At 49.0% G+C, this 16,378-nt stretch carries 12 protein-coding genes; 5 read left to right on the plus strand and 7 right to left on the minus strand.

Features of this window, described 5'->3' with window-relative positions; translation table 11 throughout:
- The first annotated feature begins 77 nt into the window (after window positions 1-77).
- A complete protein-coding gene (locus GJR95_RS12600) occupies window positions 78-764 on the plus strand; it encodes a CAP domain-containing protein (RefSeq protein WP_162386202.1) in 687 nt (228 codons plus the stop codon).
- 132 nt (window positions 765-896) lie between these two features.
- A complete protein-coding gene (locus tag GJR95_RS12605; RefSeq protein ID WP_232541166.1) occupies window positions 897-1,814 on the plus strand; it encodes a YihY/virulence factor BrkB family protein in 918 nt (305 codons plus the stop codon).
- A 51-nt stretch (window positions 1,815-1,865) separates the two neighbouring features.
- On the opposite strand, the gene GJR95_RS12610 is transcribed toward GJR95_RS12605, so the two are convergent.
- The 7 genes from GJR95_RS12610 to GJR95_RS12640 all read right to left on the minus strand — a co-directional run bounded on the left by GJR95_RS12610 (window position 1,866) and on the right by GJR95_RS12640 (window position 12,581).
- The gene (locus GJR95_RS12610) at window positions 1,866-3,344 is read right to left on the minus strand and encodes a mandelate racemase/muconate lactonizing enzyme family protein (protein ID WP_232541167.1); all 1,479 of its coding nucleotides are present in this window, start codon (window positions 3,342-3,344) and stop codon (window positions 1,866-1,868) included.
- 73 nt (window positions 3,345-3,417) lie between these two features.
- On the minus strand, window positions 3,418-4,341 hold the full coding sequence (locus tag GJR95_RS12615; RefSeq protein WP_394370003.1) for an RraA family protein: 924 nt from the start codon (window positions 4,339-4,341) through the stop codon (window positions 3,418-3,420).
- A 27-nt stretch (window positions 4,342-4,368) separates the two neighbouring features.
- Window positions 4,369-5,682, minus strand: a complete 1,314-nt coding sequence (locus GJR95_RS12620) for a bile acid:sodium symporter family protein (RefSeq protein WP_232541168.1) — start codon at window positions 5,680-5,682, stop codon at window positions 4,369-4,371.
- Between the two features lie 129 nt (window positions 5,683-5,811).
- A complete protein-coding gene (locus tag GJR95_RS12625; RefSeq protein ID WP_162386205.1) occupies window positions 5,812-7,347 on the minus strand; it encodes a SusD/RagB family nutrient-binding outer membrane lipoprotein in 1,536 nt (511 codons plus the stop codon).
- A 21-nt stretch (window positions 7,348-7,368) separates the two neighbouring features.
- Window positions 7,369-10,818, minus strand: coding sequence for a SusC/RagA family TonB-linked outer membrane protein (locus GJR95_RS12630; RefSeq protein WP_162386206.1), 3,450 nt, complete (start codon window positions 10,816-10,818; stop codon window positions 7,369-7,371).
- A 161-nt stretch (window positions 10,819-10,979) separates the two neighbouring features.
- Window positions 10,980-11,987 carry a FecR family protein gene (locus GJR95_RS12635; RefSeq protein WP_162386207.1) on the minus strand — a complete coding sequence of 336 codons (1,008 nt, stop codon included), beginning with the start codon at window positions 11,985-11,987 and terminating at the stop codon, window positions 10,980-10,982.
- Window positions 11,988-12,023: 36 nt separating this feature from the next.
- Window positions 12,024-12,581, minus strand: coding sequence for an RNA polymerase sigma factor (locus GJR95_RS12640; RefSeq protein ID WP_162386208.1), 558 nt, complete (start codon window positions 12,579-12,581; stop codon window positions 12,024-12,026).
- Window positions 12,582-13,050: 469 nt separating this feature from the next.
- On the opposite strand from GJR95_RS12640, the gene GJR95_RS12645 reads away from it, so the two are divergent.
- From GJR95_RS12645 to GJR95_RS12655, 3 genes are all read left to right on the plus strand, one after another.
- The gene (locus GJR95_RS12645) at window positions 13,051-14,085 is read left to right on the plus strand and encodes a M4 family metallopeptidase (RefSeq protein ID WP_162386209.1); all 1,035 of its coding nucleotides are present in this window, start codon (window positions 13,051-13,053) and stop codon (window positions 14,083-14,085) included.
- Window positions 14,086-14,100: 15 nt separating this feature from the next.
- On the plus strand, window positions 14,101-14,391 hold the full coding sequence (locus tag GJR95_RS12650; protein WP_162386210.1) for a protealysin inhibitor emfourin: 291 nt from the start codon (window positions 14,101-14,103) through the stop codon (window positions 14,389-14,391).
- 185 nt (window positions 14,392-14,576) lie between these two features.
- Window positions 14,577-16,349, plus strand: a complete 1,773-nt coding sequence (locus GJR95_RS12655) for an ABC transporter ATP-binding protein (RefSeq protein ID WP_162386211.1) — start codon at window positions 14,577-14,579, stop codon at window positions 16,347-16,349.
- Window positions 16,350-16,378 lie beyond the last annotated feature (29 nt).

Raw genomic sequence — 16,378 nt, forward strand, 5'->3', positions numbered from 1 at the left:
GTTTTCAGCCGCTTTTTCCTTCGCCTTGCATCATTCATTTCGACTCACAGAGAATGCCTTAACGTAGTTCTGAAATCATGAACTGGTGGATCATTTTTCAACTTTACCACTGGATAACCGCAGCGAACACCATACCTGCTTATTACCAGTTGACGGATGAAGCTTTTTTCGCCCAACCTGCGAGCTGCCAACTCATAGCGCTGGCCAACCCCGACACGCTGCTGCTGGATGCCGCTCTGTTTCATGCTACCAATGAGGCTCGCCATCATGCAGGCTTACAACCCTTGCAGTATGACCTGGCACTTTATCTGGCGGCCAGTTCTCATGCCGAGTCGATGATTAAAATGAAGTACTACAGTCACGAAAACTTATACAGTTTAGCTGAGCTAACCGCAGATAGGCGTATCCGTCAGCGAACGGATCGGTTCAACTGGACGGCCGAGAACATCGGACAATACCAGACCATTGATACGCCCGAATGGTTTGGTGTTCGTCGTAATGCCCGTATGGGGCGTTATGAGTATTTAGATAGTGAGACAAAGCAGTTGTATCAACCCTACAGCTATGCTGATTTTGCCCGCTATGCTGTTCGGCAATGGCTGGCTTCTCCTCATCACCGGGCTAATCTGCTCAATCCGGCCTACTCGCACGTAGGTTGTGCCGGTCGTTTATCACCTAATCCGTACGTCGAGCTTCATGCTCCTTTTGGTCGGCTGGTGCAAAATTTTGGCGCGAAACATGGTTCTTCCCAGGCTTCCAACTAACCACATCCAAATAAGTCCAGCCATAGTGAGTTGGCAGATCGGTGCCCATTATTAAATCAGGACATCGGTAAAACTCTATGGCTGCACATCGGGTTACTTCATTGTACCTGACCTGTTTAGCCGTTGAAAAACGTGATCCCTGTCTTCTTACTCCTAAAGCAAGCTTTCGACAACTTACGGTCTAACGATCCGATACGCATGGCCGGGGCAACGGCCTTTTTTACCTTCTTTGCTTTACCACCCATTGTTATTATTCTCAGCAATGTACTTAGCCATGTCTTCAACGACCATTATCAGCAAGTCAGTGGCCAGCTATTCGATGAGTTAGCAGGCTTGTTTGGCCCTAAAAGTGCCAATCAACTGGAAGCTATTTCGCATCGACTTCAACAACCCAGGGCCGGGCTCCCATTAACGGTGCTTAGTGTTGTATTACTCTTTGTGGCCTCAACTACCTTGTTTGCAATCGTCAAAAACTCAATAAATCAACTGTGGAATATCAAAACGAAACCAGGGCGTAACTTCCTGTATGTGTTGACGGATAAGCTGATTGCACTGGCTATTATTGTTGGATCTGGCTTTCTATTCAGTTTATCCGTAACGCTGGAGCAGTTTATGGCGCAGACACCGATCAAATCATTCTTTTCTTCCCTCGCCTATTACGGTGGCATGGTAACGCTCTGGAATTCCTTAACCTCTATCCTTATCCGCACGGTCTGGTTTGCGTTACTTTTCAAGTTTTTGCCGGATATCCGAATTGCCTGGCGTGCCATTTGGCTCGGGGCCCTTTTTACAAGCGTTCTGTTTAAAATAGGTGAGGTTGTTTTAAATCGGCTGTTGATTCATGGTCAGATAGCGTCGCTATACGGAACATCAGGGTCTATTATTTTACTGCTTCTCTTTGTCTTTTACTCCTCGTTGATTTTCTACTACGGAGCCGCTTTTACCCGTCAGTATAGCGAGTGGACTCATTTAAACGCAGCACCCAACAGCCGTGCGGTCGCCTACACCATTACCGAGAATCCTGAAAATGCAGTAGGGAGTACTCAGTAGACAGTGGGTTGACTGTCTACTGAGTACTCCCTACTGAAGACTGCTCACCGCCTAACTCCACTCCCGATCGGCCGAATCACGGGTATTCCACGTATCGGTCGGTGCAAACCAGGTGGCTCCTTTTTTCAGGAACTTCTTGGCCGCATCCTCATTCAATTCAACACCAAGGCCCGGCTTTTCGGGCACCCGAACAAAGCCCTTATCAACAATTGGCTTCATACCCGTTACCAGATCTTCCCAACCCGCCACATCCACACCGTGGTGTTCCAGCGCCACAAAATTCTCGGTGGCAGCCGCACAATGCACGTTGGCCATCATCGAAATCGGTGAACCCGCAAAGTGCATTGCCATCGGTATGCCCTTCTCCTCCGCATAATCCCCGATTTTCTTGGTTTCCAGCAAACCACCCGAGGTCGCCAGATCCGGATGGATCATATCAATGGCTTTGGCGTCGATCAATTTGATGAAGCCTTCTTTCAGGTAGATGTCTTCGCCCGTCAGCGTGGGCGTATCGATCGCATCCGAAATTTGCTTCCACTGGTCGGTGTACATCCAGGGAACAAGGTCTTCGAGCCAGGCCAGCCGGAAAGGCTCCATCGCCTTACCAATCTGGATGGCCGTGTTCACATCGAAGTGGCCAAAGTGGTCAGCAGCCAGTGGCGTATCATAACCGACAATCTCGCGTACTTTGCCAACGTGATCGACCAGTCGATCAAGCCCTTTCTTCGTCACCTGAATACGGGTGAACGGGTGCTTCGTATTGGCATAATTCCCCAGTTTCCCGACTTCCCGATCGTTCCACTGCTGCTTCACGCTCCAGTTATTGGCATTGACCAGCATGCCCGGCTGATCGGCCAGCATGCCGATACCAAAGTCCATTTTCAGGAAGGTATAACCCTGATCCCGGCGTTTCTTCATGTTCTCGGCAAAGCCTTCGTAAGTATCGGCTTCGGGTGTATCGGCATACAACCGAATGAAATCGCGGTATTTACCGCCCAGCAACTGATAAGCTGGTACGTTATAGGCTTTACCGGCCAGATCCCAAAGGGCCATTTCAACTCCGCAGACGCCACCGGCTGCCCGGCTGTGCCCGCCAAACTGCTTAATCTGTTTGAAGATCTGTTCAACGTTGCAGGGATTTTTACCCAGCAGGCGGCTTTTAAGCATCAGGGCATAGTTGGCGCTGGCTCCGTCGCGAACCTCCCCCCAGCCTACGAGTCCCTGGTTGGTATCGATGCGAATGATGGGGCTGCTGAAGGGCACACCATTTAGCACTGCAATGCGCATATCGGTAATTTTCAGTTCCGATGGTTTGGAATCACGACTTACCTTCTGCGTAATAAACTCCATCTCGGCATGGGCATCGTGGTCAAATAACATACCCAGTGATAGGCCTCCCAACGCAGTTTTCTTCAGGAAACCGCGACGGTCAGCAGCCGGATTTATAGACTGATTGACAGCCTGTTCAACCTGTTTTTGGGTGGGCGCTTCAGGCCCTTTGTAGCGGAAGCGATCAAGAATAGTTGTCATGCTGATTCTGAGATTTTAAATTGGATCAATCGATTACTAGCGTTTGTCTTGTTTGTGCACTCTGGGGCATGGATTACAGAGCGGTAATCCGTTTTTCCAGCTCCTGAGCCGACATTTTTACTTTTTCGGGATGTTGCTTGAGCCAGGCCCGGAACGTTGTAATAATGGCAGGACTCCATTTCATATCGATTTCGCCGGGCGTGTATTTTCCCTCCCGCAGCATCTGATGGCCAAAATCGTCCTGTAAAGCAACCCACTCGGCACTGGTAATCACTTTCTCGGCCAGGTGGGCCGGAATAAAGATTACGCCTTCTTTTTTGCCCAGAATAAGATCGCCGGGCAGCACCGTTGACCGCCCAATGCGAATGGGGTAGTTAATGCCGGTCATCAGCATGTCTTTAATGAAGGACGGGTCGACACCACGCACGAACCCGACGAATCCGTCGATTTCTTCCAGGCCCTCCAGATCACGTACCCCGGCATCGAATACGATACCCGTTTTTGATTTGGCGAAAATAGAATTGCCCAGATTGTCGCCAATCAACGTACCATCAATGATTTTACCGTACCCATCGGCCACATAAACGTCATTTTCCTGAAGCACATCAATTGGCCAGGCATTGGGGCCTCCCGAGCGTTTTTCGGTTTTCCCTTTCTCTTTGATCGGCTTTTCCATGTCTGGGCGCGATGGCATGTATTGAGCCGTTACAACACGCCCGGCAAGCACCTTATCGGGGTGAATAATCTGCCAACCGGCTTCAAACTGGTTGGTGTAGCCTTCGTTTCTCAACACACCCCAGGCTTCTTCGATGGATATATCTTTCAGGCGTTTTACTAAATCGTCGGATACTTTAGGACGGCCATCGGGGTAGCGCTCCCCCTTCCATTCCTGAGAATAGGCCGAAATCGTCTCTTTGGTTGCGGCAATTTGTTGAGCCTGCCACTGCATGAACAATGCAGACAGGGCAGCGGTGAATAGTAAAGTCGTTTTCATGATCGTAGCAGGATTAGGTATAATCAATTTTCAGGATTCCAATGCCTTCGGGGTTTGGCTTAACGGCTGGGCAAGATTTTCTTCGCGATCGTCGCCTGAGCGATTCCGCCACCAGTTGGCCAGCATCGAACCCGATGTATTCATGAGCGGTCCAAAAATGGCAGGGGCTAATCCGGTTGTGGCTAGCTGGCCCATCTGCAACGCCAGGCCAGAAGCCATGCCCGCATTTTGCATACCCACCTCAAAGGCCACCGATCGACTTGATTGCTCATTGAGGCCAACTGCCCGGCAAGTCCAGTAACCCAGCAGATACCCCAGCGTGTTGTGAAGAAAGCAGGCAAGGAGCAACAGTAACCCTACGTCGAGCAGGCTTTTCTGGCCCGCTGCCGTAATGACGGTTACAATAACCGTGATGCCCACCATCGATAGCATCGACAAAACCCGGTCGAGAATATCGCGTCGACCGCCCGAGATCCGATGAAACAACCACCCGCCAACAATCGGTACTACCAAAAACCAGCCAATATTCCAGAGTGTACCCTCCAGCATAGACCCTTCGCCTGTTTGGATGGCGAGGTAGTTCTTAAGCACAATGATTGCCAGGTAGATAACCAGTTGAATACCCACGCTGCGACGCGTTTGATTGGCATAGGCAAAGGCGTTGAACAGAAGTCCGGCCACGATGGGTAGAATGGTAATGTTGAGAATTTCCATGACCATCTTCCAGAAATCGACCGGAACCAGTTGACCAGCTAATAGCTTCAGGAGGGCTGGCGTCAGAAAAGGCGATAGTAGCGTTGAAAAAGCTGTGACGGTGATCGAAAGCGGCACATTGGCTCGGGCAATAAATGCCATTACATTCGAGGCTAAACCACTTGGCGAACAACCCACCAGTACAATTCCCATGGCAATGGCTGGCGGAAGCGGCAGTAACGTGGCCAGCAGATAACCAATTAAAGGCATAATGATGTAATGGCTCCCAATGCCTACCAGTACCCCTTTCGGGTTTTTGAGAATCCCTGCAAAATCGTCGAGGCTCGATTGTGACCCCATGCCGAACATGATGATCTGAAGCAAGGGGATGATCAGCTTTTTCAATTCAAAACCACCCCAATTCTGCAGCCAGTCCGGGTGGTACATAGCCAGGGCAACGGCTACCGATATCAGTACCGTAAACGATAGACCCGCATAGGCCGGAAAGCGCCGGACGCCAAATGCCAGCAACAACAAACCACCAATAACGAACCAACCAGCAGAAGCACCATAACCCACGATGGCCATACTGGCCGCAATTACCAGCAGCAATCCCGCTCCGGCCAGTGCAACGGCGTGTAAATTCTTCATGACATCAGAAACAAGGCAAATCAACGATACAGAAATGCAGTCAGGTGGGCACAGCAATCCTCTGCCTGCCCGCTACACGTACTCATGCACGTGTAGCGGGAGGTTTTATGCCAGCCAGAACCAGGTTGCTTATTTATCCCAGAATAGTCGGGTATCGAGATCGTCGGCACCCTGCCGGGCAACAGCCAGATTGTAATTAGTCACGTTCACCGAACGCTCGTTGGATGGGTAGGTCAATCGATGAATGAAATCCCCTTTAATGGTTTTACCCGGATATGGGTTAGGGGCCAGGGCTGGGTAACCGCTTCGGCGCCAGTTGGCCCATGCCTCGGGGCCGTTGAGCAGTGATGCCACCCAATACTGCGAATTAATCTGGTTCAGCGCATTCGTTGCATCGAATGGATTGGCTGTCAGGTATGCGTCCATATCAGCCGCCGTAATGGGGTAGGCCGGATCGGTTATCTGGCTCATGTGCGCCCGAACGCCAGCCTGATAAAAGTCACTGGCTTTTCCCTGAATCCAGCCCCGCTGTGCAGCTTCGGCCAGCAAGAGCTGAGTTTGTGCATGCGTGATGTAATATTGAACCGCATCGACCTTACCCAGCGTGCGCCGGTTCAATTGCGAGTACTTCCAGCCACCCGATCCTACGGTTCCGGGGAAACCAGGAGCCGTTTTGATACTACCATCATCGTAGCCAACCGGAATACCCACCTGATTAGCCGGGGTGTTATCCTCGGTGGTTGCATCCGGATTTTTAGACGGTTCGGCATATTTGGTCGCAATTACCTTCAGGCGTGGGTCTTTCGTCGTTTTCAGGTAATCGATAAAAGGCTGGGCCAGGTAAAAATTGGCCTTCTCGGTACCATTCCATAGATTGCTGAGCGGACTGTTGAAAATGCTCGTAAACTGTATTTTGACATTGTCGTCATTCGATTGCATCACCCCGTTCTGAAACGCCTTCTGAACCAGCGTCTGGGCTTTCTGCGCATCGACTTTCGTCAGTCGCATCGCCATCCGGAGCAGTAACGAATTTCCAAATCGCTTCCACTGAGCAATATTACCCTTGAAGAATATATCGCCGGTTTCGATGGTTTTCGTCGCATCGAGGGCGGTGGTAGCCTGATCGACTTCGTTCAGCAGGTCGGTATAAATCTCCTGCTGGTTGTCATAAACCGGCAAATTAACCCCCGACAGATACGCCTGCCCGGCCTGTTTGTAGGGTATGTCGCCATACGTATCGACCAGAATCAGGAAAACGTAGGCCTTCCAGATACGAGCCATGTTGTAGAGATTACTGCGGGCCGTGTTGGCTTTGGTCTGATTCATGACATCGGCCAATAATTTAATTGGCCCATTGTTGCCATTGCCGGTCCCACTGTAGAGGTAGTTCCAGTTGATCATGGTATTCGCCCGAACGTCGACATTGTGATTGCCCCCTTCGTTGACACCATTGTAGGGCGTCAAAACCTGCTGAACAATGGCCTCTTCGTAAATAATAGTCTGAGAGGATATTGTAGTTGAAAACTCGGCATTGGAAAACAGGTAGATCGGATCGACGACCGTTGGCTGTACCGGATTTATGTTTACTTCCTGAAAGCCTTTATCGCAACTGCTCAGCCCTATGCCTACTACCGTAAGGGCCAGAAAACAGAGTTTATTTTTCATAGTGTTATAAGCAAAAAAGGATCAAAGTTTCAGACTCAGGTTCAGGCCGTAGCTACGTGTTGTCGGTAAGGTATGGGTTTCAATTCCCTGAATATTATCCGATGCTCCGTTAACGGCTTCCGGGTCCAGGTTCGGCAGAAATTTCTTAATCATCAGTACGTTGTTACAGATTGCCGACAGTGTCAGGCCTTTGATAAAGGTTTTATTGACAAAACGCGACAGATCATAACCAACTGACAGGGCTCTCCACCGAACAAATCCACCGTTATAGATAAACGGTTCGGCCAGGTTCGTGCTGCGGTAACTGGCGTAGAAATCTTCGGCATCGACCGCCTGCGTATTCTTCGACCCATCCGCATTGACACCATTGAAAACCACACCACCCTCACGCCCAACCAGCGACTCTTTCGACAAGCCATGACGCAGGAAGTTCAGGTTCGAGTTCGAAATAATTTTGTTACCCGCTTTAAAATCGATCTGCGTAAAGATACGGATACCCTTATACGTAACCGTGTTCAACCAGCCACCCGTCCACTTCGGAATGGCGCTGCCGAAGGTCACGAAATCACCGGCTACAGGCTTCCCGCCCGCCGTAATGATTTGCCCCTGTGCATCACGCTTGTAGGCAAAGCCCCGTAAAGAGGCCATTGGTTTGCCTACTTCCTGCCATACTTCGCCGAAAAAGTCCCCCTGACCGACTTTAAACCCAGGCTGGTTGTCGGCCAGCGCCAGTACCAGGCTTTCGTTATAGGTAACGTTGAAGCTCGTTTCCCAGTTAATGTCTTTGGCTTTAACAGGCACCAGGGTTAACAGCATTTCAACCCCCTGATTGCGCAGACGGCCTACGTTTACTTTCGTGTTGTCATAACCCGACGCATTGGAAATACCAACGTTCAGAATTTCATCGACCGTGTTTTTACGGTACACCGCCATGTCTAAACTCACCCGGTTGTTCAGCGCACGCAGTTCGATACCGACTTCAGCTTCCCTAACTTTCAGCGGTCGGAGGTTGGCGTTTGGGCTGACATTGGTGCCAATTGTTCCCAGCGCCTGTCCCTGAAACGAATTGGCATTCAGGCTATAATACAGGTTGCTTTGATACGGGTCCGTATCACCGCCAACCTCAGCATAGGCTGCCCGGATTTTCGCATAATTCAACCAGGTCGGGCGCTGTTTGAGCGCATCGCTCAACACCAGGCTACCACTGATCGATGGATACAGATAACTGTTCGATTGTGGGTTCAGCGTTGAAAACCAGTCGTTCCGCGCGGTTGCATTGATGAACACAACGTTTTTATAGGAGAACTCAGCGGCTCCATACAACGAGTTGACCTTCTTCTTGCTATAGGCATATTGGGGGTCTTTAATCTGACCATTCATGATCGTATACAGACCCCGAATATAGAAGTTGGTAGCAGCCGCGCTATTGTTGGTATATTCCTGTTGCAGTTGGTTGCCGCCCAGGGTCAGGTCCATACTGAAGTTGCCAAATGTGCGGTTCGCCCCCAGCAGAAAATCGAAATTCTTCTCCCGGAAGGTGATTACTTCCTGATAATAATAGCCATTAAAACCGCTGGCCGCTGCCGCTAACGAACGTGTACCGGTCGGTTTGTCGTAATCATAAGGACGGGTATAGTAATCTTGCCCCGCCCGACCCTGCAAATAAAGCCAGTCGGTAAACTGATACCGCAAGGTAGCATTGCCAAAGAGCCGGTCCCGGTGGATATTCTCGAAACGGTCGTAGGCAACCCAGTACGGATTGTTCCGGTTGGTAAGCCGGGACGTAGCCCGCTCGTACCCATTTTCGTCATATCGACCATCTTTGAGCACCTGCATATCAACCGTATTGGCCGTGGTATAGACCGTTGTATTGGCGTTCATATCCTGCAAGCCGATCTGCGGAGGATTGTGGTTGAACTCGTTCGAGTAGTTCCCGTTCAGCTGAACCGTAAACTTGGGCGTGAACTGGTAATTCAGCGACAGGTTGATGATTCGTTTGTGATAGTCCGAGTTGGGCATGATGGAGTTGGCATCATTGTTGGCAAACGATAGCCGGAACGCTCCTTTATCATTGCCACCCGACAGGGCTATCGTATTCGTCCAGTTTGTACCGGTGCGATAGAACTGACGAATCCGGTTTTTATTCGCTGTATAGGGCCGTTGTACGCCATCAAACTGATAGGTAGGCTTACCATCGATTTTTTCGCCAAAGCTATAGACGCCCGTACTTTGCGCTTCACCAACCGTTTGCGGGCGGATATTGTGTTCACCCTGGCCGTACTCATACTGAAAATCAGTGTAATCGAGGGCCTGATCGGCAGTGAAGTTGGAGTTATAATCAACACCGATTCCGCCACCAGATCGACCCGTTTTTGTTGTAATTACAATGGCACCATCTTTCGCTCTGAATCCGTAAAGTGCCGCAGCCGTTGACCCTTTCAGAACGGTAAGTGTCTGAATATCATCCTGATTAATGCTTTGTAGACCATCTCCGCCATCGGCAGCCGAACCACCCCGGTTCGATGTTCCGTCAACATCGCCCTGACGGCTCGAAAAGTTGGTATTGTTGATCGGCACCCCGTTGACGATGATCAATGGGGAGTTATCGCCTTTAAATGACGATTGGCCCCGAATCCGGATTTTAGATGTGCCGCCGGGTCCACCCGCCGGAGCCGTGACGTTTACGCCCGCAACCTTCCCCTGCAAACTATTTCCCAGGTTCGTGGTCCGGTTAACGGTGATCTGGTCCGTATTTACTGTGGCTGTAGCGTATCCTAATTTTTTGGATTCCTTCTTAATACCCAGCGCTGTAACGACAACCTCATTGAGGTTTTGTGATGACTCTTTCAGGACGACATTGATCTGGGTTTGATTACCCACGGTCACTTCCTTTCCTTCAAAACCAATGGCGCTGAATACGAGAATCGAATTATCGGGCGCATTGATCGAAAATTTACCGGCCGCATCGGATGTGGTTCCTAGCTGGCTGTTTTTCACTAAGACTGTTGCGCCTGGGATGGGAGCCCCCTTCTCATCGGAAACCTGACCGGTTACGACGGCCATCGGATTGGGGGCTTCGACGTTTGGGCGGTTGGCCCCGCTTTCTACTTCCACCTTCCGAAGAACAATCCGCGAGCTAACTTCCTCATAGGCAACGCCCATTGGCGTTAATATCTCGCTCAAAACAGCAGATAATTTTCGATTATCGGCATATACGGATACTTTTTTACCTGTCTGAATCGTCTGGGTACTATAGACAAATTTAACACTGGCGATTTTCTCGATCTGAGTCAGTACACTTTTTACGTCGACAGATTCCAGCGTCAGCGAAATCGGTTTATTCAAAATTTCCTGTCCGTGGGTTGCGTGGGCCGTTGACACACCGCCACAGAGAGCGATGAGCAGTAAAAGGGTGTGCGACGTCCGTAAAGACCCCAGCAGAAGTGTTCTTACGGAGAATTTTTTTTTCATAGTCAAGCAAAAGAGTTAAGTAATCGGTATAGAGTAAAACAAAGCTTCCCTGTAGCTGATAAACACCAGCCCAATGGATGTGAAAAAATGGATGAAAGCTGATAAGGGTTTAGGAACGTACTATCAGCGATTTAGGTATGAACTAGTAGTGGTTGAGAGGACTAATCATACTGGCAACCTTTGCCTTTTATAAAAATGCTTGTTCCTCGTATTTCATAAGTAGCATTAATAGATTTGCAGATCAATTCGAGTTGACTGTACATCGGAAGCTCAGTCAAATCAGCATTCAGCACGCAACTATTCATGGCATCACTTTCCGTAAAAATATCAATTCCATAAACCGACTGTAACCGGGCAAGCACATCGGGTAAAGGCGTTCCGTTGAAGACAAAACTTTCGGGCTGGCTCGGTGGCATTACCTTCAGGGGCGCTTCAACCAGCGTTGGAATCAATTCTTTACTCTGGGTATTGTAAGTAATTCGTTCATTCGGCTTCAGTATCACCTCTTTACGGGTTACAGACGAATTTTCGGTGGCCTGATAAACCGACACCCGGCCAGTGGTTACTGCAACCTCAATGTCTTTGGCTCCTTCGTACGATTTTATGGTAAAGCTCGTTCCCAGAACCTCTGTCACTAACTCGCCCGTGTGGACAATAAATGGCTTTGCCGGATTTTTCTTCACCTGAAAAAAAGCTTCCCCTTTCAGGTAAACGGTTCGATTCTTATCCCCGAAATGCTCCGGATAGCTCAGGATACCGGTTGGTTTGAGACGAATGACGGTACCATCTTCAAGCTTGATTATCTGCGACTTATGGCTTGTATTTTTTATTTCTATACTGCCATTCAGATGAGCGATCGCGCCAGTCTGCGTTCTGAACGAATAGGTCAGCCAAATACCGGCCACCATCAGGAGCGCTACACAGGCTGCCATGGCCATCCAATGCTGCGAAAGCCAATGCCGGGGTATGGTCTTTAATCTGTCAATGGTATTGGCGGAAAGTTTTTTCCAGATGCGCTGACGAATGACCTCTTTCGTCTGTGGATCGACGGGTTCGGGGCCCGGAACAATCATGTCTTGATACCAGTCAAGAATTAGCTTCTCCTCGGCCGGATCACAGTTTCCGGCAAGGTATTTCTGAAGCAATTCATCAAAGTCATATTGTGACATGATACAGACAATTTGGAGTGCTTGAAAGAGACCTACTTAATTATAATTGTGGTAGGCTTTAAGGTCTTCCTTGAGTAGTTTGATCGATTTCGTAATGTGGTATTCAACCGCTTTTTCGGATATATTCAGGCGACTGGCAATATCTTTCACCGATTGATTTTCAAACCGACTTAATTTAAAAATTTCACTGCTTTGCTCGGGAAGTTTCTTCATTACCTGTTTCAGAGCCTCCGATAGTTCCGAAAAATTAACCAGCTCTTCGGTCGAGAAGGATTGCTGAATCTGATGAAAAATGAGATGCTCCTGAAGCTTCCGATAATTGATCTGCGATTTAATGTAATTCGTTGACAGATGCTTGATCGCGACTACCAGATAAGCGCCCAGATGACTAATCACAAGTTGTTGGCGCTTATTCCAGATACTCTCAAACACATCGTGAACCAGCTCTTCCGCTTCTTCCTTCATACCAATCTTGTGATAAGCCACACTGAAAAGCTTATACCAATAGCGATTATAAAGCTCTTTAAAAGCTTCAGCATCGTCTTCTTTCAGGAAGGTCAACAACTGCTCGTCCAGGACTGATTGGTAATTCATCCGAGATGCTGTCTATTGTGATTTTATGTATAGTCAATCCAGCGAAGAAAATCCCTAAATGATTTTAAAGATTCCCCTTATAATTCAATTAAACAAACTAATTTATAACTTTTTCAAGTTATCGTACGATGTATTTATGAAAAATAATTTGGCAAATACGAATCGATTGGCCACTTTTATAATCGTATACTACCACAGGCAATTCTGATTCAGGATCGATTTTCGACCTGACAAGCTACCACGATCCGGGCGTAACCATTGTCGAAAGTTAAGCCTAATTCTATTGATTTTCTGGCAACTTTCGTATCCTCAATACCAGACGTATAGTTTATATAAGTAGCCGAATTAAGGCAAACAAATTAGTAAGTATGATATTCATCACTGGCATTCAATCTGTTATAGATTAATCAGTTGATCAACTACCCTATTTCACCCCAGCACGTCAACACAGTTTAAATCCCTTTATTTTATGAAAAACTATCATGCCTGCAATTGCCACATTATACCGCCATTTGTGGTCGATGAACTGAAAAAATCAGGGGTTGATATCTCAACCCAAACGAAAACGATTAGCCGCGAATTCAGAGCGCGTCGTGCTGAGCAGATCTCGTTACGCAACAGCCAGCCCTTTCTGCTGGCTCCTCCAACAAAAAATTCCGACCGGTTTGTCTATGACTCCAAAACGACGCAGCATCAGCGCCTTCTGCTCGTTCGTAAAGAAGGAGGTGTCGCTTCTACCGATCAGGTAGTCAATAAAGTCTACGAAAATGCGGGAGCCGTACGCGATTATTACAAGAAAGCGTTCAATTACCTGTCAGTAGACAATCACGGGGCCGATCTGATTCTGAATGTGCATTTCGGGCAGGAATACGCCAATGCGTTCTGGGACGGCGATGAGATGACCTTTGGCGATGGCGACGGTCAGGTTTTCATCAATTTAGCGAATGCGCTGGACGTAACGGCGCATGAACTTACGCATGGAGTTGTGCAATATACGGCCGGACTGAATTATCAGGGGCAGTCGGGAGCGCTCAATGAGCACTATGCCGATGTGTTTGGCTCGGTGATCAAACAGGTTGCCAAAAATCAGACCGCAGCAACGGCCGACTGGCTGATTGGTGATGAAATTATGGGGCCAGCGCTTCAGGGTCAGGCGCTACGGTCGATGAAAGCGCCCGGCACTGCGTATAACAATACACTGATGGGGAAAGACCCGCAGCCCGATCACATGACTACGATCTACAAAGGATCGGCAGACAATGGCGGAGTACACATCAATAGCGGTATTCCCAACAAAGTGTTCTTTCTGGTCGCTACGGCCATTCAAACCGACAAAGCGGCTTTGTTATGGTTCGAAACGCTGAAAACGCTCAAGCCAACAACAAGCTTTAAGAGTTTCAAAACGGCGATGCTTAAACTGGCAAAAAAACTGGCGAAGGCCGGAAGCGTACCGGCAACGACCGAAGCAACCGTGAAACAATCGTTTGAGGCAGTCGGTTTGTAAAGAAAGGTGCCAATCATGAAATTAGTTTATTCGCGCGAAGGGGGATTATTTCCTCAGGTAGCCCAAACGGAAGTTAAAACCACGGAGTTACCAGCCGATTTACAAAAGCTGGTAGATCATGTGTTAGCGCATCCCGATGCCTATGCATCTGATTCAGGGAATCCTGCTTTGCGGGATGGTTACCAATACCGGCTCGATCTGCATGACGGCTCAAAGAAGGTCAGTTTGACTTTCGATGACACGAGTCTGCCCGACGACGTTCAGCCGTTAATTCATTTCCTGCAAAAACGCACCGGCAAGCCGTAAGGCAGGCATCCGGCCTGCGGATAGAACGCTTATAGTATGGCAAAAAAGCCGGGTGGAAACATCCGGCTTTTTTTCATTTTATTGACTCAATACGTTTTTTTTTGTGTTATAGAAACAGAGTAGACCGGCATTCTGGACAGTCGGCATAACAACAAATACGAACTGCATTTACTACAAACTCATTTATGCAACTTCTTTACACCTATTTACGGCGCTATTGGGGCCTGTTGGCGCTTGCGCTATTTTTGGCAGCTATCAATCAGATTTTCTCGCTGCTCGACCCTTATATCTTCCGAAAAATCATTGACCAGTATGTTGTGAAGCCCGGTGGTACACTACGCACCATCGACTTCTGGGGCTTTCTTAAAAACGGCGCTGGTGTCCTGATTTTGCAGGCACTCGGTGTAGCTATGGTGAGCCGTATCGCCAAGAACTTTCAGGATTATTACGTCAATGTAATTACCCAGCGGCTCGGCGCACAACTCTATACCGATGGTCTCCGGCATTCGCTCGAACTGCCCTACCAGGTTTTTGAGGACCAACGATCGGGCGAAACATTAGGTAAACTACAAAAAGTACGATCCGACGTCGAAAAGCTCATTCAATCGTTTGTCAATGTTCTCTTTACATCGGTGGTGGGCATTGTGTTTGTGATGTGGTATGCTGCCACGGTGTATTGGCCCATTGCTCCGGCCTATTTTCTGACCATTCCGCTGCTCGGTTTTGTGAGTTCGCTGCTGAGCAAAAAGATCAAGACCGTACAGAAAACGATTGTGGCTGAAACCACGGCGCTGGCCGGTTCTACGACGGAAAGCCTTCGCAACATCGAGCTGGTAAAAAGCCTTGGTCTGGCCCAGCAGGAAACCGAACGGCTGAACGCCACAACCGGAAAAATCCTGAAGCTGGAACTCAAAAAAGTACGCTACATCCGGTCGCTCTCGTTTGTGCAGGGAACGTTTGTAAACCTGCTCCGCAATGCCATTATGCTGCTCATGTTGTTTCTGGTGGTGCAGGAGCGCATTACGGTGGGCGAATTTTTCTCATTGTTCATTTATTCGTTTGCCATTTTCGGACCGTTGCAGGAATTGGGTAATATCATCAACGTTTATCGTGAAACGGAAGCCTCGCTCGCTAATTTTCAGCAAATCCTGAATACACCCCGCGATGTTCAACCGGCTCACCCGCAGTCGGTCAAATCGCTTAAAACACTGGCTTTCGAGGATGTGCATTTCAAACACCTGACCGCCGAAAAACCGGCGCTCGATGGCATCTCATTCGATGCAGGAGTCGGCGAAACCATTGCGTTTGTTGGTCCGAGCGGCTCTGGCAAAACCACACTCGTGAAGTTGCTGGTCGGCCTGTACAAACCCCTGAGTGGCCAGATTTTGTACAACAACATTCCTGGTTCTGATGTAAATCTGGATGAGCTTCGGGAGCAAATCGGATTTGTGACGCAGGACACGCAGCTTTTTGCCGGAACCATCCGCGAAAACCTCCGGTTCGTAGCACCCAACGCTACCGATGCCGAATGTTTGACAGCACTGCGTCAGGCGGCTGCCGATTCGCTGCTTTCCCGCGCACCGCAGGGTCTCGATACGGTGATTGGCGAAGGTGGTGTCAAAGTATCCGGGGGCGAAAAACAACGGCTGAGCATTGCCCGCGCCCTGCTCCGCAAACCGGCACTCCTGGTTTTCGATGAAGCTACCTCGGCCCTCGACTCCCTTACCGAAGAAGAAATTGGCCGAACCGTACGCGAATTATCAGGCTCACGACAACATATTACAATCCTGATCGCTCACCGGCTGAGCACCATCCTCCACGCCGACCGGATTTTCGTTCTGGAACAGGGTCAGGTGGTCGAGCAGGGTCGCCATGCTGATTTATTAGCCCAAAAAGGGCTATATTATGCCATGTGGCGGCAACAGATTGGTGAACGCAAAGAGCTTGCAGTACTGTAACTACCCAAAAAATTAGTTAGTAAAAATAC

Source organism: Spirosoma endbachense, assembly GCF_010233585.1.
GTDB classification, from domain to species: domain Bacteria; phylum Bacteroidota; class Bacteroidia; order Cytophagales; family Spirosomataceae; genus Spirosoma; species Spirosoma endbachense.

Bases quoted from the DNA above. Each gene is read 5' to 3' on its own strand.
- GJR95_RS12620 (WP_232541168.1), bottom strand. From the start codon at position 5,682: ATGAAGAATTTACACGCCGTTGCACTGGCCGGAGCGGGATTGCTGCTG.
- GJR95_RS12655 (WP_162386211.1), top strand. From the start codon at position 14,577: ATGCAACTTCTTTACACCTATTTACGGCGCTATTGGGGCCTGTTGGCG.
- GJR95_RS12600 (WP_162386202.1), top strand. From the start codon at position 78: ATGAACTGGTGGATCATTTTTCAACTTTACCACTGGATAACCGCAGCG.
- GJR95_RS12610 (WP_232541167.1), bottom strand. From the start codon at position 3,344: ATGACAACTATTCTTGATCGCTTCCGCTACAAAGGGCCTGAAGCGCCC.
- GJR95_RS12640 (WP_162386208.1), bottom strand. From the start codon at position 12,581: ATGAATTACCAATCAGTCCTGGACGAGCAGTTGTTGACCTTCCTGAAA.
- GJR95_RS12645 (WP_162386209.1), top strand. From the start codon at position 13,051: ATGAAAAACTATCATGCCTGCAATTGCCACATTATACCGCCATTTGTG.
- GJR95_RS12635 (WP_162386207.1), bottom strand. From the start codon at position 11,987: ATGTCACAATATGACTTTGATGAATTGCTTCAGAAATACCTTGCCGGA.
- GJR95_RS12650 (WP_162386210.1), top strand. From the start codon at position 14,101: ATGAAATTAGTTTATTCGCGCGAAGGGGGATTATTTCCTCAGGTAGCC.
- GJR95_RS12625 (WP_162386205.1), bottom strand. From the start codon at position 7,347: ATGAAAAATAAACTCTGTTTTCTGGCCCTTACGGTAGTAGGCATAGGG.
- GJR95_RS12630 (WP_162386206.1), bottom strand. From the start codon at position 10,818: ATGAAAAAAAAATTCTCCGTAAGAACACTTCTGCTGGGGTCTTTACGG.